At 46.2% G+C, this 22,324-nt stretch carries 20 protein-coding genes; 11 read left to right on the forward strand and 9 right to left on the reverse strand.

What is annotated here, in order from left to right; all coding sequences use genetic code 11:
- Positions 1–818: 818 nt before the first annotated feature.
- The gene (locus tag MD588_RS08580; protein ID WP_265696686.1) at positions 819–2,111 is read right to left on the reverse strand and encodes a sensor domain-containing diguanylate cyclase; all 1,293 of its coding nucleotides are present in this window, start codon (positions 2,109–2,111) and stop codon (positions 819–821) included.
- Between the two features lie 699 nt (positions 2,112–2,810).
- Here MD588_RS08580 and MD588_RS08585 point away from each other — a divergent pair.
- Positions 2,811–3,296 (forward strand): hypothetical protein, encoded by a 486-nt coding sequence (locus MD588_RS08585; RefSeq protein ID WP_265696687.1) that lies wholly within the window; start codon positions 2,811–2,813, stop codon positions 3,294–3,296.
- A 48-nt stretch (positions 3,297–3,344) separates the two neighbouring features.
- Here MD588_RS08585 and napC read toward each other — a convergent pair whose 3' ends face one another.
- From napC to MD588_RS08615, 6 genes are all read right to left on the reverse strand, one after another.
- Positions 3,345–3,935 carry a cytochrome c-type protein NapC gene (gene napC, locus MD588_RS08590; RefSeq protein ID WP_265696932.1) on the reverse strand — a complete coding sequence of 197 codons (591 nt, stop codon included), beginning with the start codon at positions 3,933–3,935 and terminating at the stop codon, positions 3,345–3,347.
- A 14-nt stretch (positions 3,936–3,949) separates the two neighbouring features.
- Positions 3,950–4,384, reverse strand: coding sequence for a nitrate reductase cytochrome c-type subunit (locus MD588_RS08595; RefSeq protein WP_265696688.1), 435 nt, complete (start codon positions 4,382–4,384; stop codon positions 3,950–3,952).
- On the reverse strand, positions 4,374–5,240 hold the full coding sequence (gene napH, locus MD588_RS08600; protein ID WP_265696689.1) for a quinol dehydrogenase ferredoxin subunit NapH: 867 nt from the start codon (positions 5,238–5,240) through the stop codon (positions 4,374–4,376). Before napH ends, MD588_RS08595 begins: the two co-directional genes overlap by 11 nt.
- Entirely contained in the window at positions 5,240–6,004 is a 765-nt protein-coding gene (gene napG / locus MD588_RS08605; RefSeq protein ID WP_265696690.1) for a ferredoxin-type protein NapG, read from the reverse strand. Before napG ends, napH begins: the two co-directional genes overlap by 1 nt.
- Before the next feature lie 178 nt (positions 6,005–6,182).
- Positions 6,183–8,669: a nitrate reductase catalytic subunit NapA gene (napA, locus tag MD588_RS08610; RefSeq protein ID WP_265696691.1), complete on the reverse strand. Its 2,487-nt coding sequence runs from the start codon at positions 8,667–8,669 to the stop codon at positions 6,183–6,185.
- A gap of 1 nt (position 8,670) precedes the next feature.
- Complete coding sequence (locus tag MD588_RS08615; RefSeq protein WP_265696692.1) at positions 8,671–8,931, reverse strand: chaperone NapD; 261 nt, start codon at positions 8,929–8,931, stop codon at positions 8,671–8,673.
- 651 nt (positions 8,932–9,582) lie between these two features.
- On the opposite strand from MD588_RS08615, the gene MD588_RS08620 reads away from it, so the two are divergent.
- From MD588_RS08620 to fbpC, 10 genes are all read left to right on the forward strand, one after another.
- A complete protein-coding gene (locus MD588_RS08620) occupies positions 9,583–9,903 on the forward strand; it encodes a hypothetical protein (protein ID WP_265696693.1) in 321 nt (106 codons plus the stop codon).
- 144 nt (positions 9,904–10,047) lie between these two features.
- Positions 10,048–10,392, forward strand: coding sequence for a hypothetical protein (locus MD588_RS08625; protein WP_265696695.1), 345 nt, complete (start codon positions 10,048–10,050; stop codon positions 10,390–10,392).
- A gap of 307 nt (positions 10,393–10,699) precedes the next feature.
- Entirely contained in the window at positions 10,700–11,218 is a 519-nt protein-coding gene (gene tpx, locus MD588_RS08630; RefSeq protein WP_265696696.1) for a thiol peroxidase, read from the forward strand.
- A 37-nt stretch (positions 11,219–11,255) separates the two neighbouring features.
- Positions 11,256–11,534, forward strand: coding sequence for a hypothetical protein (locus tag MD588_RS08635; protein ID WP_265696697.1), 279 nt, complete (start codon positions 11,256–11,258; stop codon positions 11,532–11,534).
- A 223-nt stretch (positions 11,535–11,757) separates the two neighbouring features.
- Positions 11,758–12,384, forward strand: a complete 627-nt coding sequence (locus MD588_RS08640; protein WP_265696698.1) for a response regulator — start codon at positions 11,758–11,760, stop codon at positions 12,382–12,384.
- Positions 12,384–13,976, forward strand: coding sequence for a signal transduction histidine-protein kinase/phosphatase UhpB (gene uhpB, locus MD588_RS08645; RefSeq protein ID WP_265696699.1), 1,593 nt, complete (start codon positions 12,384–12,386; stop codon positions 13,974–13,976). The genes MD588_RS08640 and uhpB overlap by 1 nt, the downstream gene beginning before the upstream one ends.
- 90 nt (positions 13,977–14,066) lie before the next feature.
- On the forward strand, positions 14,067–15,395 hold the full coding sequence (uhpC, locus tag MD588_RS08650) for an MFS transporter (protein WP_265696700.1): 1,329 nt from the start codon (positions 14,067–14,069) through the stop codon (positions 15,393–15,395).
- 145 nt (positions 15,396–15,540) lie between these two features.
- Complete coding sequence (locus MD588_RS08655; protein ID WP_265696701.1) at positions 15,541–16,575, forward strand: ABC transporter substrate-binding protein; 1,035 nt, start codon at positions 15,541–15,543, stop codon at positions 16,573–16,575.
- A gap of 187 nt (positions 16,576–16,762) precedes the next feature.
- Complete coding sequence (locus tag MD588_RS08660; RefSeq protein ID WP_265696702.1) at positions 16,763–18,859, forward strand: ABC transporter permease; 2,097 nt, start codon at positions 16,763–16,765, stop codon at positions 18,857–18,859.
- Positions 18,860–18,877: 18 nt separating this feature from the next.
- On the forward strand, positions 18,878–19,933 hold the full coding sequence (gene fbpC / locus MD588_RS08665; protein ID WP_265696703.1) for a ferric ABC transporter ATP-binding protein: 1,056 nt from the start codon (positions 18,878–18,880) through the stop codon (positions 19,931–19,933).
- 90 nt (positions 19,934–20,023) lie between these two features.
- Here fbpC and MD588_RS08670 read toward each other — a convergent pair whose 3' ends face one another.
- Complete coding sequence (locus tag MD588_RS08670) at positions 20,024–21,514, reverse strand: SulP family inorganic anion transporter (RefSeq protein ID WP_265696704.1); 1,491 nt, start codon at positions 21,512–21,514, stop codon at positions 20,024–20,026.
- A gap of 309 nt (positions 21,515–21,823) precedes the next feature.
- Complete coding sequence (locus tag MD588_RS08675) at positions 21,824–22,036, reverse strand: hypothetical protein (RefSeq protein WP_265696705.1); 213 nt, start codon at positions 22,034–22,036, stop codon at positions 21,824–21,826.
- Between the last annotated feature and the right edge of the window lie 288 nt (positions 22,037–22,324).

A 22,324-nucleotide genomic window follows, 5' to 3' on the forward strand; every position in this document is an offset into this window, starting at 1 on the left:
ACACCGATATTAATTACAGACACCGGCTAATTGCCGGTGTCATTTTATCCTGCAATCAATTTTAAGTTATCTTTTTACCCCCTATCACTTAAACAATATTTTCGCCGACCTATTTCCCACAACAGATTTATAAAAAACAAATAAAAACCATCACTCCGACAGCATCAAATAGTAAATAACCCAAGCAGTTAAAACAAAAACTCTAAAGTTTGAAAGGCAGTCAGTTGCACACCAAAAAGCGTGAGCACAATCACAGAAATAAGTCATCACACTATGTACAAATATGAGTAGGATTACAAAATCAGAAAATACTGCATTATATTTTCAGTGTCACAAACCGACCTTTAGGAAATTTTTAACGAAATGAAGCTGTCCAGCTAAACATAGGATAGTTAATAACACTACTACTTTAATATAATTAAGCTGCATTAATTACAACCTTGAAAATAAGGGGACACGGATGTTATTCAATAAGGTATGCCCAGTATGCAATCAAATGGCAAATTTCTCTCAAACACATAGAAGCTTTGTGGAAAAACATGTTACACGCAAAGACTGGAATAAATATCAATGTACTGAGTGCCAGTCTGAGGTATTCGGACATCGTTATAAAGACATTGAGTTAGAAATCCATACAAGGACAGACAATACAACAACTTAAAATATTATTACTTAGCTATAACAACCACTATTAAATGCAACTAACAGCATAAATAAAAATACTTTTGACAAGAAGCATTATCGCTTTATAAATATCGATTTATCAGCAATAGTAGATATTAAAAACCAAGAGCGGCTCGCCCTATCAGCTAAAATCCCTACCTAAGGAATTGAGCGCACACATCTATATCTTCTCCCGCAATTACAACGCGGCTTTTTCCTTGGTGCTTGGCCTGATACAACGCATTATCAGCATTAGACAGCAACTGCTCAACCGTCGAAGTCTCATCCGACAGAGATGACACCCCCATACTGACAGAAAAGCCAATATCGATGCTCCCGGCGGACACCCGAAGCCGAGTGATACCATCGCAAATACGCTCAGCGATCGTTGCTGCATGCTGGAGATCAGTGTCAGGAAAGATCAATACAAACTCTTCCCCCCCCCATCGACCAATAACGTCATTTTTTCTGATACTGGTCTTACAGTGGGTAGCAAACTCTCTAAGCACTTCATCACCCATATGGTGACCGTAGCGATCATTGATAGACTTGAAATTATCGAAATCGATCAATACACAACAAAAGGGATTGCCGTGAAGTTGGGCATGAGCAAAATGCTTTCCCAACAGTTCCATTGCAGCCCGACGGTTAAGTACATTGGTCAACCCATCGTAGTTAGCTCTATGCTCCAGCCGCTGGCGTAGTAACTGCTGCTCAGTAATGTCCATCGCCGTCACCTGAACCACTGTCTCGCCATCCCATTGGATCGGCCTTGACAACAAACTCATCCAAACCGGCGAGCCATCAAAACGAATGGATTGCGCTTCAGTTTTGATGAAATCTTTGTTCCCAGCCAGTAACTGATAGTTATCTTTATGTGCCTGAAGATGATGATCAGATGCTATCATTGGCAGGATCGAATGCTGCTCCATTAAAGCCTGCTCATCAGCAAAGCCCAGCATTTGTGCGTAGGCTTTGTTGCAAAACAACGGCCTGAAATTCTTATGAACGAAAATGCCCTGAATTGAACCATCAACCAGAGCTCGGTAACGTTCTTCACTCGCTTGCAGTTGACGCTGAGTTTCAGCTTGTGGACTCAAATCCACAATGGTCACCTGCATGGCCTTTTCACCCTGCCACTCGATCACGTGATCAACGGTTAACACGATCAGCTCGTGACCTTGATTGTCGATATTTTTGTAGGTACGTACCCCAGGCTGAAGCTTACCTGCCATCACTTGCTCGTACGCGAGTAACGCATTGGATTGCTCGGTTGGTGCTATCAAAGGAAGCAAACTGCTTAGCGCGACAATGTCCTGTCCGCTCTGGTAACCAAAATAGCGCGCATAATTGTCATCCGCATAGAGCGGTTTGAACCCCCGGTGGACCACGACACCATAGTGGGATTCAATCAACAATTGTTCATTTACGACAGCATTTTGACTCACAGGCTCACCATCATACTCGTGTTGATTACAATGCAAAGTTCAGAGGTAATACGACTATCCCCGTTACGTTCTTTCCAAAGTGCTATTGGCTAAAATGATGTACTTTCGATAGCATCATACTGATTTATCATTGCAATCCCACCTTAAAATAAAGTTTTTACTCTAAAAAAAACCTTAAAAAGCAGGTTCACTAAGAGCAATCTCAATACCCTAACGTTCTACCTACAGCATCACAAAAATTGAGAATTAATCAGAATAACTCAGCCCAAATCCCTTGGGTGAAATATTACTTATTCGCCCACCAAATCATGTGCTTTACAAGTTGTTCTGCTTAAAAATTTACAGCAGAGATGGGCACAACATTATTGAGGGGCACACCCTAAACTTTCATTGTGCATCATGACTCTTGCCTCATGATGCGTATTAGATCAATGCTTAAGGTAACGTAATCTTAATCAGTATGCGTTGATCCTCCTCGCAAAAACTGGAAGCAACCTCACGGATATAAGGGTTGTAAAAAGCAACCATTTGCACTGCATAAAGTGGATTCCTTACAGCAGACTACGCTCGAAGGAAGAGTAGTACTAAACAATGCCTAAAGACAAGAGACGCACTTCCCTATGACCAATAATTAGACAGCTTTATTTATGTATAACCGTATATTTATTAGTAGTTAGGTTATTCATGAAGGTTCTCCTGATGAGCAATGATGTGCAAAAAAAAGAAAATGAACCACTGCGACGCTATGGCTTTAATACACCCCAAAGATTGTTTGTGGGCTATACCCTCGCGGTGTTGGTTGACCTAACCGTTTTAAACTTGTTCGAAGAGTACTGGAGCTACGTTACAATACAATCATTCACGATTTCACTCGCTGCCGCCATCTTGCTGCAATTGCTGTTAAAGCTCTCTATCGCGGCCGAGCATCATCTTGCCAACTACTTCAAAAGCAAAGAAGGGTTAGCGCCTAAAATATTTCGCGGTTTTTCAACTTACATTATTCTGGTGGGATCGAAGATCATCATGCTTGAAGCGATCAATATCCTATTCGGTGACAAAGTGGTGTTCAGCGGACCTCTCAATGGAGTAGTAGCATTTTTTGCGGTTATCTTTGTGATCCTGATTACCGAGATCACGGTTAGCAAGATTTACTTCGCTCTTGAGGATAAGCCAGACAAAAAATAAATCCCCAACGGATCGCTCAATTGGGGATTAAGGTGAATCCAAGCAAGGCTAGATAGCTTTTTCGATCTTGTGTCCCTTTGGAAGTTGGTGCGCAATCCCTTTATGGCAGTCGATACAGGTTTTACCTTCGTCTTCTGCATCATTATGGATCTTGGAGGCAACCGGCTTCTGGGTAGTGAAGTCCATATATTCGAAGTTATGGCAGTTACGACATTCCTGCGAATCATTGGCCTTCATCCTCTCCCATTCGCGAGAGGCCATCTCAAACCGGTGTTCTTCAAACTTCTTGGGTGTATCGACGATGCCAAATGCCTTGGCGTACAGTTCTTTGCTTGCCTGAATCTTACGTACCATCTTCGGCACCCACTCTTTCGGCACATGGCAATCCGGACAAGTTGCCCGCACACCACTGCGATTGTTGTAGTGAATAGTACCGACATACTCCTGGTAAACATTATTCTCCATCTCATGACAGCTGATACAGAAATCTTCCTGGTTACTCATTTCCATCGCGGTATTGAAACCGCCCCAGAAAACAATCCCCATCACAATACCTACCGTCAATATACTACCGATAGCAAAATGGCTCGGTTTTCTAAACCAGCTCCAGAAGCGCTGAATAAAGCCGGGTAGCTTAATTCCCATACAACCTCCTATTGGCCAAATTTACCAGCAGGCTGAAAGGTATTTTCAACCAACGGTGTTGCATCGACCTGTGTAACATGGCACTGCAGGCAGAAGTAACGACGTGGGGCTACATCCCCCAACATCTTGTTGTCACGATCCATGTAATGGGTTGGGCTGACACGCGGTGCGCCCGACTTACGGTACTTGTCCACATCATGGCACTCCAAGCATCCATTGTTGCTCGGATTAAGCTGTACCTGATCGGTGGAGTGCGGAATTAACGGCGGCTGATTGACATAATCAAGTGCCAGACGATCCTGCTTTTTCGGCACTTGCTTAATCGCCACCACCTCATTGCTTTCGCCAATTCCCTGATCGCCGCGTAGCGAGGTAACCTCAGCGAATGCCGCTACGCTAACAAATGCTGCAAGCAGTGCAGACACAACAAACTTACCCTTCATATTTGGCTCCAATTCTTGTTTTAAATTCCAATACCCTTTCGGAACAGACATCGATGCAGCGTCCACAACTGATACAGTCCTGGCTCATTACCCGACGATCACCTTCTTTCAGCGGTTGTCGCAAAATTTCTGGCTCGGGGCATACGTTGAAGCAATCCATACACTTGTTGCATGCCTCACGATTCGTTGCCGTTACCCGAAGCAAGCTCTTACGGCCAATCACCCCGTAAGTCGCCCCCAGCGGGCATAAATGGCCACACCAACCGTGCTCAACCAACAGCAAATCCAGCACAAACACCAATGCAATCAGGATCCAGCTCGCCCCCATGCCGAAGATCAACCCGCGATGTAATGCAGCAACCGGGTCAATCCAACTCCACAGTACTGAGCCTGAAACCGCACTACCCAGCAGCAACACCGGCAGCAGCCAGTAACGCAAGCGGGGAGACCACTTATAACTGACCTTCAGCCCCAATTTGCGCCTCAGCCACGCTGCGGCATCCGTTACCATATTCAACGGGCAAACCCAGCCGCAAAATACACGCGGTCCAATGACGGCATAAAACACCACCACAATCAGTGCGCCCAGTAGGGCTGTGAGCTCAGGCAGATGGCCTGCCGCCAATGTTTGCAGCAAGATCAGCGGATCGGTCATCGGGATGGTATCGAACAGGGTGCTAGACGACAGGTTGCCCCGCAGGACACCAAGCGTCGGACCCAGCATAAACAAACCGATGATCAACAACTGACAACTACGACGCAGCAGCAAGAAACGATGGGCTTTCCACCAGCCCAGAGTCTTAACTGCAGCTTTGCCGGCATCTTTGGCACGGTTTTTCACAAAACGTTTTGCCATTACTGACCTCCTCCTGAACCACCAGGTGTACGGACAGGCAGCGTCAGATCGTCAGAGATCAGGCTTTCACCTTGTCGAGCTTTTTCCTCCCACCCTAACCGGTAATGCAGCCCCATCTGCCCTTTGGCCAGTGCCGTCGGAATCACCTTGATAGCCGCCTCTTCCAGCACGCAGGCTTGTTCACACTTACCGCAACCAGTACAGGCGTCAGAATGTACGGTTGGGATAAACTTGGCGTGGTAGCCGGTACGCTGGTTACGGATCGGCTCCAGAGTGATTGCTTCGTCAATCAACGGGCACACCCGATGGCAGACATCACAACGCAAGCCCAGCCAGTTGAGACAGGTTTCATGGTCAATCAGCACCGCGGTGCCCATTCTTGCGTCATCAATGACCTGCAATGCAGAGTCAAGGGCACCACTTGGACACGCCACGACACAGGGAATGTCTTCACACATCTCACACGGTATATCCCGGGCCGAAAAATACGGCGTTCCGGTCGCTACCGGCGAAACGAGCGTCGCCAGTTTCAAGGTGTCATAGGGACAGGCCTGTACACACAGGCCACAGCGAAGGCATGCCTGAAGGAAATCAGGCTCGTTCAATGCCCCCGGCGGGCGGATCGGCACACCGACATCGGCCTGGCTCTGCCTTGACTGCAAACCCAATACCGTGGCAGCGGCACCAACACCGACGGCAGTCCGCATGGCGTCTCGCAAGAAACGCCGTCGACTGTCAGAAGTTCTAAAGCGCGGAGTCTTCATCGTTCTGTATCCGTTATTTATACCAATCAAAATAAGTATCTAATCGTTTTTCATGGCTAAAATTACCAATTACTGCGTTGGAAATTTTGTAATTAGAACCACTAGTTACTGCAATTACCGCCTTGTACTTTGCAATTTACCCTCATGAAAATTGACCATCTACTTATCCAGATTGGTATTAGGCTTTAACCACTTTCACCGCACATTTCTTGAAGTCGGTTTCTTTCGAAAGCGGATCCGTTGCATCCAGCGTTAGCTTATTGGTGAGCTGCCCGGCATCAAAGAATGGCATGAACACCAACCCCTGCGGTACTCTGTTCCGGCCGCGGGTTTCGATGTGACTCAACACTTCCCCACGGCGTGATACCAACTTGACCGCATCCCCCCGGCGCAAACCGCGTTTCTTCGCATCGAGCGGATGCATATAAACCACAGCATCGGGGAACGAACGGTAGAGCTCAGGCACACGACGGGTCATCGAGCCAGTATGCCAGTGTTCAAGTACCCGACCAGTCGACAACCAGAGATCGTATTCTTCATCCGGCGATTCCGCAGGCGGCTCATATGGCAAGGCAAAGATCACCGCTTTCTTGTCCGGCTTACCGTAGAAGGCGAACTCTTCCCCTTTATTTACATAAGGGTCATACCCTTCGGAATAACGCCACACGGTTTCCTTGCCATCCACCACTGGCCAACGTAGTCCTCGAGACTGGTGGTACATATCAAACGGAGCCAAATCATGGGCATGACCACGGCCAAAGTAGGCGTATTCCTCAAACAGCCCCTTCTGGACATAAAAGCCAAAGTCACGCGATTCGTCGTTTAGCTGATCAGCAGCTAACTCATCAAGGCCGAATTTATCGACATTGCCGTTCTTGAACAGCACTTCGAACAGTGTTTTGCCTTTCAGCTCCGGTTTCTTGGCAATCAGCTCCTGCGGCCAGACTTCCTCGACCTTAAAGCGCTTGGAGAACTCCATCAGCTGCCAGAGATCGGATTTTGCTTCGCCTGGCGGCGAAATTTGCTGGCGCCAGAACTGGGTACGACGCTCTGCATTACCGTAGGCACCTTCCTTTTCAACCCACATTGCGGTTGGCAGGATCAAGTCCGACGCCATAGCTGTTACCGTTGGGTACGGATCGGAAGTGACGATAAAGTTTTCCGGGTCGCGGTAGCCGGGCAAGCGTTCTTCATTGATGTTCGGCCCGGCCTGCATATTGTTGTTACACATCACCCAGTAAGCGTTGAGTTTGCGATCTTTTAGCATCCGATCCTGCAAAACTGCATGATAGCCAGGCTTCGGCGGAATCGTACCGGCCGGTATATTCCACTTGGTCTCGCACATTTCCCGGTGTTTGGGGTTCATGACCACCATATCTGCAGGCAGGCGGTGAGCAAAGGTGCCGACTTCACGAGCTGTACCACAAGCCGAAGGCTGCCCTGTCAACGAAAATGGACCGCAGCCGGGTTTAGAGATCTTCCCGGTTAATAGATGAATGTTGTAAACCAAGTTATTGGCCCAGACACCACGAGTATGCTGGTTAAATCCCATGGTCCAGTAGGAAACTACTTTAACGTCGGGATCGGCATACATTTCGGCCAACTCATTGAGCTGGTCGACCGGCACTCCCGACAACTCAGAGGTATATTCCGCGGTATAGGTCGAGACAAACTTAGCGTAATCCTCAAAGCTCATCGGTGAAGACTTCTTACTGCCCGGATTCTTAGCCGCTTTTTCCAGTGGGTGAGTAGGGCGCAAGCCATAGCCAATATCAGTTTCTCCTTTACGGATATTGACGTGCTTATCCATAAAGTCCTTGTTCACCTTATTATTGGAAATGATGTAATGAGCGATAAAGTTGAGGATTGCCAGATCGGTTTGCGGGGTGAAAATAATCGGGTTGTCGGCCAGTTCATAGCTACGGTGGCTAAACGTAGAAAGCACCGCGACCTTCACTTTATCGGAAGATAACCGGCGGTCGGTAAGACGCGTCCACAAAATAGGGTGCATCTCCGCCATATTCGAGCCCCATAGCACAAAGGCATCAGCATGCTCCAGATCATCATAGCTGCCCATTGGCTCATCCATACCGAAGGTACGGCCGAAACCGACGACCGCCGAGGCCATACAGTGGCGAGCATTAGGATCGATATTGTTCGAGCGGAAACCGGCCTTATATAGCTTGGCAGCCGCATAGCCTTCCCATACGGTCCACTGGCCCGAACCAAACATCCCGACAGAAGTTGGCCCCTTCTCTTTCAATGCCTGCTTGAATTTATCCGCCATAACATCGAAAGCTTCGTCCCAGCTTACCGGAGTGAACTCACCCTCTTTATCATAAACCCCATCAGTTTTACGCAACAATGGCTGGGTCAGGCGATCCTTGCCGTACATGATCTTGGGCAGAAAATACCCTTTGATACAGTTTAAGCCTTTATTAACCGGCGCATCCGGGTCACCCTGCGAAGCGACTACCCGGCCATTTTGAGTACCGACTAACACGCTACAACCTGTGCCGCAAAAACGACATGGCGCCTTATCCCACTTAACATTTTTATCTTCACCAGCTGCCTGGGCAACAGAAACAGGCAAGGTTAGGCCTGCAGCTGTTGCCGCCGCCGCAGCAGCATTAGCCTTTAAGAAACTACGTCTACTGAGTGTCATGTTACGCTTCCTTAAGCTCAGATTTTTCATCCATTTGGTGATACACCAAAGTGACAGTTATAACGCCGGGTAGGTTTTTGATTTTATCGAAGCGTTCTACCAACCCGTCTCTACTATCGCCTTCTAGTACCACCACCATCTTTCCGACTTCATTGCTTACAGGTACTTCAGCCCCTTTCAGGTTTTCAATGGCTTTCTTAACAAATTCAGTCTGCCCGGCCGATGTATACACAACCAAACTACAAACATGGTAATCATTCATTTTCAGCCCTCCCAAAAGGCGTCATACCGCCCCGAATTTGAGTATTTGTAAATGGCACCGCTCGATAAAACAGATAGATAGCAGGATTAAGCAAAATGTGAGCTGGCCACTTACACACATAATTTGTGGGGCTACTACCAATTTATGCTTATTTTTTAGACTAAGCATACCCCTTAGGGGGTAATGCCATACCTAGTTGAGATAGATCAAAAAACAACTGCCACTGAGTTCACACTTATTAAAATCAACCACTTAAGTGTGACAACGTAACGAGAAGGCGCAAAAGTTATGATAATTCGATAGTGTTCATTTAAGCGTAATCAGAAAACACAGTAGATCAGAGAAGGAGGAATGACGTCGCAGAATAATTTTTTGGTCAAAAACACAATATCTTGAATATATTATGCAACTTTTATGACACCATAAAACAAGTAAAGTGAGTAAAATCAAGCAGTTTGCACAAATGATTATAGCTATTGAATGTAACATAATTTACGTAAATAAATTGCATTAATTTCAACACCATAGTGTATAAAAAACCATACATAGCGTGATCTTCGTTACAAAAAAATGTCAATGGTTAGACCAGATAAACACAAAAAGGTGATAGATTTCACAAATAATTTCTATAGGTTAACAATAGGTTTCATAATGATTGTATTTAATATTGATTCAGCTCCTTACATCTGTGACATACTTAAAAATAAATCAAAACAGCTAAATATCTCATTTTTCTTTAACGATGGATTGCAGTTGCAACAAGTCACAGGATTTAAAAATATTGAAGATTACTTTGACGTGAATGGCATGACTCAAACCGTGATAACTGGTTATAAAATTCAACTTAACGGAGGTAATGAGCTGACAATAAAATTGGATGGAACTCAAAATAGAGTCATGCCATTCACAAGTAAAACCAACACAAAGTCAGATTATGGTATTAGTAATAAAGTATCAAAATTCCTGTTTTAAATAGTTCAACATCTCAATTAAACCAAAAACCATCACTATGATTTATCAAACATAATAAATAACAACATGCCACTATAAGAATAAGTTCATCTATAAATATTAATCAATTTACTTACGAACAAGAGGTGTAGAATGAACAGTTTGATGACTACGATTGAAGAACTAAAATGTATGGGTGTTACATTCGACGACAACAATTTGAAACAATGCTTACGTCAATATCAAATAAAACAAAGATATCGTGAATTATTGGATATCTCAAAGAAGTTAAATCTTGATCTCAACTCCGATATTGTAAAAGTGAGCATTGCTACAATTGTTATCAATTATGATGACATAATAGAATCTGGGTCTCTTGAAATAGAACTAATGAAAACCATGTCATTACGAGATCCAATATTTGTAAAAACAATTAAGAAGTCCAATGAATTTAAAGAGCTACTTTATCTTGTCGGTGATGCAGTTAATAGAAGAGCATGTAACAAGTAGAAAATAACAGTAACGTTTAATATGGACATAAAATGTCATTTTTCGAAAGACAGTCTCGATTAAGAAAGCTGATCAGTATAAGTGCACTTTTAGAGCTCAACATTGATGATGATAACGTAAAATCCTGTGTTATTGCGGTATTCATGTGTGAAGATATACATGATAACAATCTCGAATTCGCATTAATGGCAACATACCGAGCTCAACCAACGGTTTTCACTACAGCACTTAGAAATACCAGGGAGTTTCAATACATATTGAATCTCCTAAACTTTGAAATTTCTAGCCCAAACTACGAAAAAGTCACATGAGAGAATTAATGTCTACAGTATTTTATAGAGGTGAACCCTTGAATACTTCTAGAGAGCTCCCTTTTGTCGGTGATACTGCACCTTTCTTTACATTAGCAGATAAAAATATTGCAGACTTATCTCTCGATGACTTAAACGGAAAGAATATAATTTTAAATATATTCTTATCCATTCATATACCAGAGTGCGCACAATCAATTAGAGATTTCAACCTTATTGCAGCCAAGAACAGCAATATTATTTTTCTGTGTGTGTCAGCAGATCTACCTTTATCAATGCGAGAATTTTGTGAAAGAGAAGGTTTAGATTATATTCAAACTGCCAGTTTCTTCCGTAATACCAACTTCACTGATGATTATGGCGTTAGCATCGATTCCGGAGCATTTAGAGGCCTATCAACACCAGCAATAATAAGTATTAACAATAACCAAGAAATCTGTTATAGCAAAAGAGTGACAAACATTGAAGCATTCTATAATTATCATGATGCGATAACCTCATTGAAGCCTAGATAAATTCAACACTTCTCACAAATTAAGGAATAACAGTATCATGAATTATAAAGATCCGATCTCTTTTAATGAATTCGAGAGGTTATGTACACAATTCTCAAATAACTTTAAGCTAAACATTTTAGAGAATACAAACATGCCTTACCTTGAAAGTGATAATATAAATTTTATTTTCATGGTTCTTGATGAATGTGATACGAGGCTTAAAAAAGCAAAAATAAAAGCCTCTGAATTAACAAAGGACGGATTTATCTTACTATTCACCTCTTCATTATTTACAATGATCGGTATAGACAGAAAACCACAGCCAACACGTTAACCTAGAAGCACCTAGCAACAAGGAGGGTAAACGCCAACCTCAATACAGCGCATGACAAAAATATCGATAAGGGCACAAATCACTTCTGCGAAGCATAAAAAAACAATGATGCAATTTGTTTTTTGAGATCTAAGTAGGGTATAAGAAATATCATTTAGCGATTATCATCACAGCGTATTGTGACTGGATTGAATACACTCGGTCTGCAAAAAAGGATGTGATAATGATTTCTGTCGCCTTGGTCGATGACCACATTATGGTGCGCTCGGGCTTTGCCCAGTTACTTAACGTTGAGCAAGATCTTGAAGTTTGTGGTGAGTACAGCTCGGCCAAAGAGGCGTTTTCCGCTCTTTCACGCTCAACCGTCGATGTCGCGGTCATTGATATTTCGATGCCTGACGAAAGCGGGCTTGTCCTGTTAGAACGACTCCGCAAAGCCAATCCCAGCTTTCGTGCCATTATCTTGAGCATTTATGACTCGGCTTCTTTTGTCAGCAAGGCCATCGAGGCTGGCGCCTGTGGGTATTTATCCAAACGTTGCGGACCGGGCGAGCTCGTTACCGCGATTCGTACCGTCGCCCAGGGAGATCGCTATCTCTGTGCCGACGCCTTGTTCAATCTCAGTAATGCCCCTGCCGAGCCGAAAGTCCTCGACGAACTGACCAAGCGGGAACGCGAGGTCTTCAACCACCTCATCAGGGGGAAAGATGTGAAAGAAGTCGGCGTCGAGCTGGCCATTAGCCACAAAACCATTCATGTCCATCGGGCCAATATTCTCGGCAAACTCGGCCTGTCCAATAACGTAGACCTTATCCGCTTTGCCCTGCAACACAAGCTCTTGGTTGAGTAATGAAAAGTAAACCCCACAGCGCCGGTCATTATTTTTCATTCGCCTTTAGCATCGTCATTTTCAGCATTAGCTGGTTCTGCCTCTGGAGTATCAGCAGCTATCTATCACCCGATTTGCTGCTTGCCGGACTTTTCTTGCCCACCGGACTCAAGCTAGCAGTTTTGGTACTTACACCTCGCCGATTTTGGAAACTTTTCTTAGTCAGCGAACTGGCCATCTGTGGCTGGCTGCTCTGGCTATTAAACGGCGAGCAACACAACATGCTGCTATTACTCTGTCCATTTGTGAGTTACTTCCTAGCGATCCCCTTCGCCGGTATCTGGCAACGGCTCGCCGCCTACTGGCAACGACTACTAGCCGTGATCGGGCTAGTGTTAGTACACGGAGCCGCTGTCGGAGCAATGATACTACTTCTCAGCAAACCTTTGGAGCTGCCTGCTAGCTATGCATTCTCAGGCACCATTACGGCAATTACCGGAGGGATCCTACTTAGCCCGTTTTTCTACTTACTCTACGATTACCTCAACCAAAAAATCTGGGAACCACTGAGCCCAACGCTGATCCACCAAGAGATCACTATCCGGCCTTCGGCGCTACTTTGGACCATTGCTTTCTTCTCGATAGGCCTTGCTGCCGAGCTCACCTTTATCGAACAGATGGAGCCGCTGGTTCTGTTGATCATGCTACTGCCCAACATCTTTATGGCCTACCGCTACGGTTGGCAAGGTGGTGTGCTGGCCGCCGTGATGAACAGTATTTTGCTAACCACCGCTCGGCAGATCTCAGGCTCGTTTTCGAGCGATCAGGAATTGAAGATATTCATTACCACCCAGGCGCTAGTTGGATTAGGGCTGGGGATTGCCATCAGCCGCCAGTATCTACTGGCGCAGCGATTACAACAAGTCAACCAAGAGCTGGCTCACGAACTCAACAATAAGCAAAATCTCGCCCGTCAGCTGGTTATGGTTGAAGAAGATATCCGCAAATCTGTCGCGCGGGAGCTGCACGACGAAATCGGCCAGAACATTACCGCGATCCAAATTCAGGCTATGCTGGCCGATCGCACTACCCAGGAAGACAACACCAAAAACATTGCCGAAACCATTCATTCGCTTTCTATGCGTATCCATGGCGCGACCCGGCAGCTACTTACCCAGCTTCGTCCTCAGATCCTCGATGAACTGGGGTTAGAAAATGCCCTGCGCCAGCTGGCGCAAGAAATGAAATTTGCCGAACGCCAGATAGACTTCCAGCTCAATATCGGTATTGCTAACCATAAATTGGACGACATCACAGCCGTCACCCTGTACCGCATTGTGCAAGAGCTTCTGAACAATGTGAGCAAGCACTCACAAGCCACCGAGGTACAGCTCAGCCTAATGCCGGGCACTATGTTCAGCCTAGAACTTCGCGATAACGGCTGTGGCCTGCCGGACGGCTGGCGTACCAAGGGGCAGGGGCTAAAAGGCATAGAAGAACGGGTGAGCGCCTTGGGGGGAAACCTCTCGATTCAGTCTGACATTCGCAACGGCAAAGGCACCCGCTTTATTGTTAACTTGCCCACAAAAATAACAACAACCGAACCAATATAGGAAATTTTCCTAGTGATTTAAAAACCTGTCTCATTCATTTCCGTAACCCTTTACGTACTATCGATTCAGCAATAGGGAGATAGCGCCGCCATGATGGGTTTTCTGACATCAGAACAACCAGCGCAAACCATATCGGATAAACAACAAATTGACGCCACCTACAAACACTGGCGATTGCATTTGATGTTTTCGATGTATATCGGTTATGGCGTTTTTTACTTCACCCGAAAAAGCCTGAACTTCGCCATGCCTGCCATGTTGGCAGACCTTGGCTTGACGCATTCAGACATTGGTTTTCTCGGCACCCTATTCTATATCACCTACGGAGTTTCGAAGTTCGTCTCCGGCATGGTGAGTGACCAGTCCAACCCAAGCTATTTTATGGGGCTGGGCTTGATTGCCACTGGTGTGATCAACATCTGTTTTGGCTTGAGCTCGTCGCTGGCGGTGTTCGCGGTATTGTGGACATTCAATGCCTTTTTTCAGGGCTGGGGCTGGCCGCCGTGTGCCAAATTGCTTACCACCTGGTATTCGCGTTCCGAACGTGGGTTCTGGTGGTCAATCTGGAACACCTGTCACAACTTGGGTGGCGCTTTGGTTCCGCTGCTTATTGGCTTTGCCACCGTAGCCTGGGGCTGGCGCTATGGTTTCATCATTCCCGGCGGTGTCGGAATTGCCGTCGGGATCCTACTGTGTTTCCACATGCGCGACAAGCCGACCACTATGGGGTTGCCAACCGTCGGACAGTGGCGCAACGATGAACTGGAGCTACTGCAGGAGCAGGAAGGCCGCGGACTGTCGTTTCGGCAAATTCTGAAAACCTATGTCATCGGCAACAAATATATCTGGCTGCTGTGTAGCTCGTATTTTCTGGTGTATGTGGTCCGAATTGCCGTCAATGACTGGGGCAACCTGTATTTAACCGAACGCCATGGCTTTGATTTGCTCACGGCAAATACGGCGGTCTCAATGTTCGAGGTTGGCGGCTTCCTGGGATCGCTGTTTGGCGGCTGGGGCTCAGACCGCTTCTTTCACGGCAACCGGGCTCCAATGAACCTGATTTTTGCCCTCGGCATTTTTATCTCGGTCGCCGCGCTATGGCTTACCCCGATGGACAGTTTTGCCGTGCTGTCAGGCTGTTTCTTTGCGGTTGGCTTCTTTGTTTTTGGCCCGCAAATGATGATTGGGATGGCGGCAGCGGAATGTTCACACAAAGATGTAGCAGGCACCGCAACCGGATTTGTCGGCCTGTTTGGCTACCTTGGTGCGGCAATGGCCAGTTATCCGGTATCTCTGATTATTGAACAATTTAGCTGGGAAGGCTTCTTCAGCGTCATCACCTTGGCCGCCGCGTCTATCGGCCTGCTGATCCTGCCTTTTGTTAAAGCACAACAGCGCTCCGTCGCCACGGCGACCTAACACGCAAGCGAGTTGCCCACAGTTCCTCTCGCTGCCATCGCGCTGCTAAGAATAAAAAATTTACCGCAGGGTTGCGGTAATCAGCTCAATGCATCCTACCTACGATCTCTGGCATTGAGTCACAACAAAAGCAGAGGAAATAATAATGAAAGCAAATACTAAACGCAGCTTGCTTGCAGCCTGCATCCTTGGTTCGGCAATGGCTGCTCCCCAGGTCATGGCTGACGGTCGCCTTGTGGTTTACTGCAGTGCAACCAACGCGATGTGCGAAGCGGAAACCAAGGCTTTTTCTGAAAAGTATGACGTGAAAACCTCTTTCGTCCGTAATGGCTCAGGCAGTACGCTGGCGAAAATTGAAGCCGAGAAGAAGAACCCACGCGCCGATGTCTGGTATGGCGGTACCCTTGATCCGCAATCACAGGCAGGCGAAATGGATTTGCTTCATGCCTACCAGTCGCCTCAGCTAGAAAACATCATGGCCGACTTCCGCGATCCAGCCAAGCGTAAAGGCAACTACTCCTCTGCGGTTTATATGGGCATCTTAGGTTTCGGCGTCAACAAAGAGCGTCTTGCCGAGAAAGGCCTGGAGATCCCGCGCTGCTGGAACGACCTGACCAAACCGGAATACAAAGAAGAAATCCAGATTGCCGATCCGCAAAGCTCGGGCACTGCGTATACCGCGCTGGCCACCTTTATCCAACTGTGGGACGAAGACAAGGCCTTCGATTACTTCAAGAAGCTCGATAAGAACATCTCCCAATACACCAAGTCTGGCGTTACCCCTTCGCGCAACTCTGCCCGTGGTGAAATTGCCATTGGTATCGGGTTCCTTCACGATTACTCGCTTGAACAATCCAAAGGGGCACCATTGGAGTTGATTTCGCCATGTGAAGGTACCGGCTATGAAATTGGTGGGGTCAGCATCATCAAAGGTGCCCGTAACATGGACAATGCCAAACTGTTCGTTGACTGGGTACTGTCTAAAGAAGGCCAGCAGCTAGCCTGGCAGAAAGGCAAATCCTTCCAGATCCTGACCAACACCAAGGCTGAGCAGTCACCTAACGCACTGGATCCGAAAAAACTTTCTCTCATCAACTACGACATGGAAACCTATGGTTCTTCTGATGAGCGTAAGCGCTTGATCAACAAGTGGGTCAACGTCGTCAAGATGGGCGAATAACCTCTAGTGATGAGCAGCAACTACTGCTGCTCATTTCCCCCTAATTGATTTAACAAGGCACTGTCTTGGGGGCTTTTGCACCCTGAAAACAACAAAACTGACCGATAGCTATACCAGAAGCGGTACCAAAACAATCCAAGTATTTAATACAAACAATTAAACCAAACAACTCAATTGGTAATGAACAATGAATGACTTAGCAGCTGACATTCCGTCAAGACAGCTCCAAAGTTCGGAACAGCGCGACCCGGTTTTCTACTGGATCATCGCGCTAGTCGGGGCTTTTGTGTTACTGCCCTCCTTCGCGCTCGACTATGGGGTCTTTGAATCAACCTCGCAGGAATTCAAAGAGGCCATGGGCTGGAGCAGCATGAATATCTCGTGGTTGTGGTTCGCCCTGCCTCTCGCCCTTTTGGCGCGCCCGTTCAAGGCCCAGGACAAATACGCCAAAAAACGCCACCACTTCGATATTGGCTATGCCAGCTTCTGTATGCTGTTTACCCTACTCTCGTCCTGGTACACCGAGCAGGGCCTGGGCTATGCCAGTATCATCCTGTTTATTGCCCTAGGCTGTATTCTGACTCTGGCATTGGCCAGACTGGAGTATCTAGGCGGCGATGTGTTTGTGATTGGCGCCCTCGTCAGCATTGTTTCGCTGATCACCGTTTTCATCATCTATCCGAGCATCGCTATTTTTGTTCCCATGTTCCAGGACGACATGGGCAACTTCGTGATGTGGCAATTTATCGAGATCCTCTCTCGCTCGCAGATTATCCAGATCATTCTTAACTCGATCACCCTTGGCACAACAGTCGGTATTACCGCTACCTTCTTTGGCCTTATTTTTGCCATCTACACTACCCGTATCGCCAAGCGCTCGGCCTTTATTGCCCGGATTTTTTCCATCTTGCCAATTGTTACACCACCGTTTGTCGTCGGCCTAGGGGTTACCCTAATGCTTGGCCGCTCTGGCTATATTACCGAGCTGATGGTTGACTGGTTCGGCCTACAGCAAACCAACTGGCTATACGGGTTCACCGGTATCTGGATGGCGCAGGTACTGGCTTTTGCCCCGATGTCTTTCATGATCCTCGACGGCGCAATGAAGTCACTGCATCCCTCGCTGGAAGAAGCCTCCTACACCCTACGCGCCAACCGCTACCAAACCTTCTTCAAAATCGTCATGCCACTGCTCAAACCGGCGCTGGCCAACTCGTTCCTGATCATTTTCGTCCAGTCGCTGGCCGACTTCAGTAACCCGCTAGTACTCGGCGGCAGCTTTGATGTGCTTGCGACCCAGATTTACTTCTATATCGCCGGTGCCCAGCTGGACTACGCCTCTGCCAGTACCCTGGGTGCAGTTCTGTTGCTGTTCTCCCTGGCTATCTTCGTCGTTCAATACGTATGGATCGGCAAGCGCTCCTACGTCACCATTTCCGGCAAGTCATACCGGGGAGATGTTCAGCCGCTACCAACCTCGCTGAAACACGGTGTCTCCGGACTACTGTACTTCTGGATGGCCTTCAATATCCTGCTCTACGGCAGCATCGTCTACGGTAGTTTTACCGTGAACTGGGGTGTCGACTACAGCCTGACGCTGGATAACTATATCAACCTGTTCGGTATGGGCATGAGCGAAGGCGCGTGGCCATCATTGATAACCACCATGACCTATGCAGGTATTGCCGCACCAATCACCGCCTTGTTCGGTCTGTTGATTGCCTACATCGTGGTTCGCCAACAGTTCCATGGCAAAAAGGTGATCGAATTCGCCACGATGTTATGTTTTGCCGTTCCGGGAACTGTTGCCGGTGTGTCTTACATCCTGGCCTTCAATGATGCCCCGGTGTATCTGACAGGGACAGCTGCTATCGTGGTGATTTCGATGGTAATGCGTAACGTACCCGTTGGGATTCGTGCTGGTGTTGCCGGTTTGGGACAGCTGGACAAATCGCTGGACGAAGCTTCGCTTAGCCTGCGTGCCAACTCGTTCAAAACCATTACCCATATTCTGATCCCGCTACTGCGCCCGGCTATTTTGTCGACGCTGATTTATAGCTTTGTCCGCGCCATGACCACCGTCAGCGCGATCATCTTCCTGGTCACACCGGAAACCCGCGTTGCGACCTCTTACATTCTTAACCGGGTCGAAGACGGCGAATACGGCATCGCTATCGCCTACGGCTCAATTCTGATTTTCGTCATGCTCGGCATCATTTTAACGTTCGACTTCCTCGTCGGCGAAGCCCGTGTCTCGCGCTCAAAAGCCAACAACCAAGAATAACGATTGGAGATAATTCTAATGGCAAACGACAACTTTGTAGTTCTTAAAAATATCTGCAAACGCTTTGGTGACAATACGGTTATTGGCAACCTTGATCTGGAAATCAAGAAAGGCAGCCTGGTCACCCTACTCGGCCCGTCAGGCTGCGGTAAAACCACCGTCTTACGCTTAGTTGCAGGGTTGGAAAAACCAACCAGCGGGCAGATTTATATCGATGGTGAAGACGTCACCAACACCTCGATCCAGCACCGTGATATTTGTATGGTCTTCCAGTCCTACGCCCTGTTTCCGCATATGTCGCTGCATGACAATGTCGGCTACGGCTTGAAGATGCTCAAACTGCCTGCTGCCGAAATCAAACAACGTGTTGACGAAGCGCTGAAACTGGTTGATCTGGAAGGCTTCGGCGATCGTTTCGTTGATCAAATCTCTGGTGGCCAGCAGCAACGTGTAGCATTGGCCAGAGCCTTGGTGCTAAAACCCAAGGTACTGCTTTTTGACGAACCGCTTAGTAACCTCGACGCCAACCTGCGCCGGAACATGCGTGAAACCATTCGCGAGCTACAACAGAAGTTCAACATTACCTCGCTGTATGTTACCCACGATCAAGCAGAGGCTTTTGCAGTGTCCGATACGGTTATCGTGATGAAAGACGGCGATATCATGCAGCAGGGCTCTCCCGATGAGCTATACAAGACACCAAGATCAATGTTCATGGCCAATTTCATGGGGGATGCCAATATCTTCTCTGGCCGCTACGATGGCCAGCAGATTGAAATCAACGGCTACCGTATTCCTGCCGATCCAAATGTTGTGGCGGGAAAAGCAGCTGGGGACTATCAGATAGGTGTGCGCCCTGAAGCAATCCTACTGGCTCATGAAGGCGAACCGTGCCAGCAATGCCTCGTCGAAAGCGTGGTCTATATGGGCTCGATGTACGAAGTGTTGGTTCGCTGGCATGATCAGGAGCTATTGCTGCAGCTAAACTCGTCACAGTTTGATGCCAACCTCGTTGATCACGCTTACCTGACGATTAACCCATCCAACCTGTTCCTGCTAACTAAAGAAGGCTAGCGCTCATATCACACGATATAAAAAGCCCACACTGTGGGCTTTAATCGCTAATACTGAAACTTTAATTGTGCTTATCTAGCATACAAATTATCAGTGTCCGACGGTTGCCTTAGCCAGTTTTTCTGGCTTGTCGTAAATAGCAAATTTGCCAATAATCGTTGAACTGGCTTCGTTCATTCCGATAATCTCGACAAATGCGCCTTTCTTTCTAAACTTCATCACAACCTTGTCCAGTGCAGCTACGGCAGTAATGTCCCAAAAATGCGCATCCGTTAAATCAATGGTTATGTATCTGGTCACATCGTCGAAATTAAACATTTCAGCGAACTGATCTGCCGATGCGAAAAACACTTGCCCATGAACTTTGTGCGTGATGTGATGACCGTGCTTAATCACCTCATCTTTGATGTCCATAATTGAGCGACTATTGTTTGTATAAAATAGTGATGCTAGGACAACGCCAGTAACCACCCCAATTGCAAGGTTGTGGGTAAATACGACAGCGACCACGGTTGCAATCATCACAATATTGGTTGATAGCGAATGGTGCCTAATCTCGACAAGCGAGCGCCACGAAAATGTGCCTATGGACACCATAACCATGACGGCTACTAATGCTGCCATTGGGATGAGTTTCAACCATTCATCCAAGAACACAACCATAATTAAAAGAAATACGCCTGAAGCAAGTGTTGATAAGCGACTCAACCCGCCTGATTTGATATTAATGATAGACTGACCAATCATTGCGCAACCTGCCATTCCGCCCATTAGGGAAGCAGCAATATTGGCAATACCCTGCCCTTTGCATTCTTGGTTCTTGTCACTCTCTGAATCAGTAAGATCATCAACAATAGTAGCTGTCATCAGTGACTCAAGAACACCTACAATCGCAAGAGCAAGAGAATAGGGAAGAATAATTCTGAAGGTTTCGAATGTAAGTGGGACATCAGGCCATAGGAAAACAGGCAATGAATCAGGAAGCTCACCCATATCGCCAACCGTTCTGACATCGATGCCGAAGCCAATACAAATTGCGGTTAACGTGATAATACATACAAGCGGCGACGGCAGAATTTTGCCAAGGGTTGGGATATATGGAAACAGATAGATAATAGCCAAACCACCCAATGTCAGTGCGTATACATGCCATGTTACATTGGTTAATTCAGGTAACTGTGCCATAAAGATGAGGATAGCTAAAGCATTAACAAACCCAGTTACAACGGAGCGTGAAACAAACCGCATTAGGTTACCAAGTTTCAGATAACCAACCGCTAATTGAATAACACCAGTAAGCAGAGATGCTGCCAGCAGGTATTCAAGTCCGTAATCTTTTACCAACGTTACCATCAATAATGCCATTGCGCCTGTAGCCGCTGAAATCATTCCCGCTCTTGCGCCGGTAAATGCTGTTACAGCACAAATACAAAATGAAGCATAAAGCCCAACCTTTGGATCAACACCCGCAATTATTGAGAATGCGATAGCTTCAGGAATAAGCGCGAGTGCCACAACAATGCCAGACAGCAGATCTCCTTTTACGTTGGACAACCAATCTTCTTTTAGAATATTAAACATTGAAACTCTCTTTTTAAGGTGCAACAAGCCTTACCAAGGATGGCAATAGATAGGTGCATTATTTTGACGTGAAAATATATAGGCGCGATGCCTACAGCTCATGTGACCATGAAAGAGAAGGGAAAAACTAAGGCGGCGTAATTAACACTTTTGATGTAACTCCGTATATTTTTTGTTCGAATTAGTATAAGCGAACACATTTTATATGATAAATAATAGAATGCATACCAAAAAGAATGACGAATGAAAAAAATAAATTTCAAGACACTGATTTAAAAGGAAATATCAATCTTAATCATGAATCAAATATTAATGTTGATATTCGCTACTTATCCTTTTCAACATTGCAACGCCAGCATCAATTGCTTCATTATTAGTATTAAATGACGCATCCATTAACGTCACTCCTTGTACTACAGGCGACCATTTGATGAAAGTAAGTCCATTAACTACAATGACGACTCTTTTCGCCTGAACGCCATATGCAAGTAATTTAGCTGCTTTTTCTTTGCTAAGAATCAATAGAACACCTTTAGATACTTAAGTTCAAATTTCCATCAACACGCTTAAAACAAACTGCATTCAACCATTACATTTCATGCAAATAAAACGCATAACAATTAATTTTGCTTTATATTATGAAAGGAAATAAATTGAACGCACATTAACACCAGATATAATATCATCACAAACAAATCACTGATATAAGCAAATCAAAGACAAGATTTAACCGAATGTTTGAGACTCATTCTGGTTGATATGAAGGCATTCAAAAGCCACGAAACAAATAAGTATAAAAGTCATTTATAT

The organism is Photobacterium obscurum (assembly GCF_026191635.1).
In the GTDB taxonomy this organism is placed as follows: Bacteria; Pseudomonadota; Gammaproteobacteria; order Enterobacterales; family Vibrionaceae; genus Photobacterium; species Photobacterium obscurum.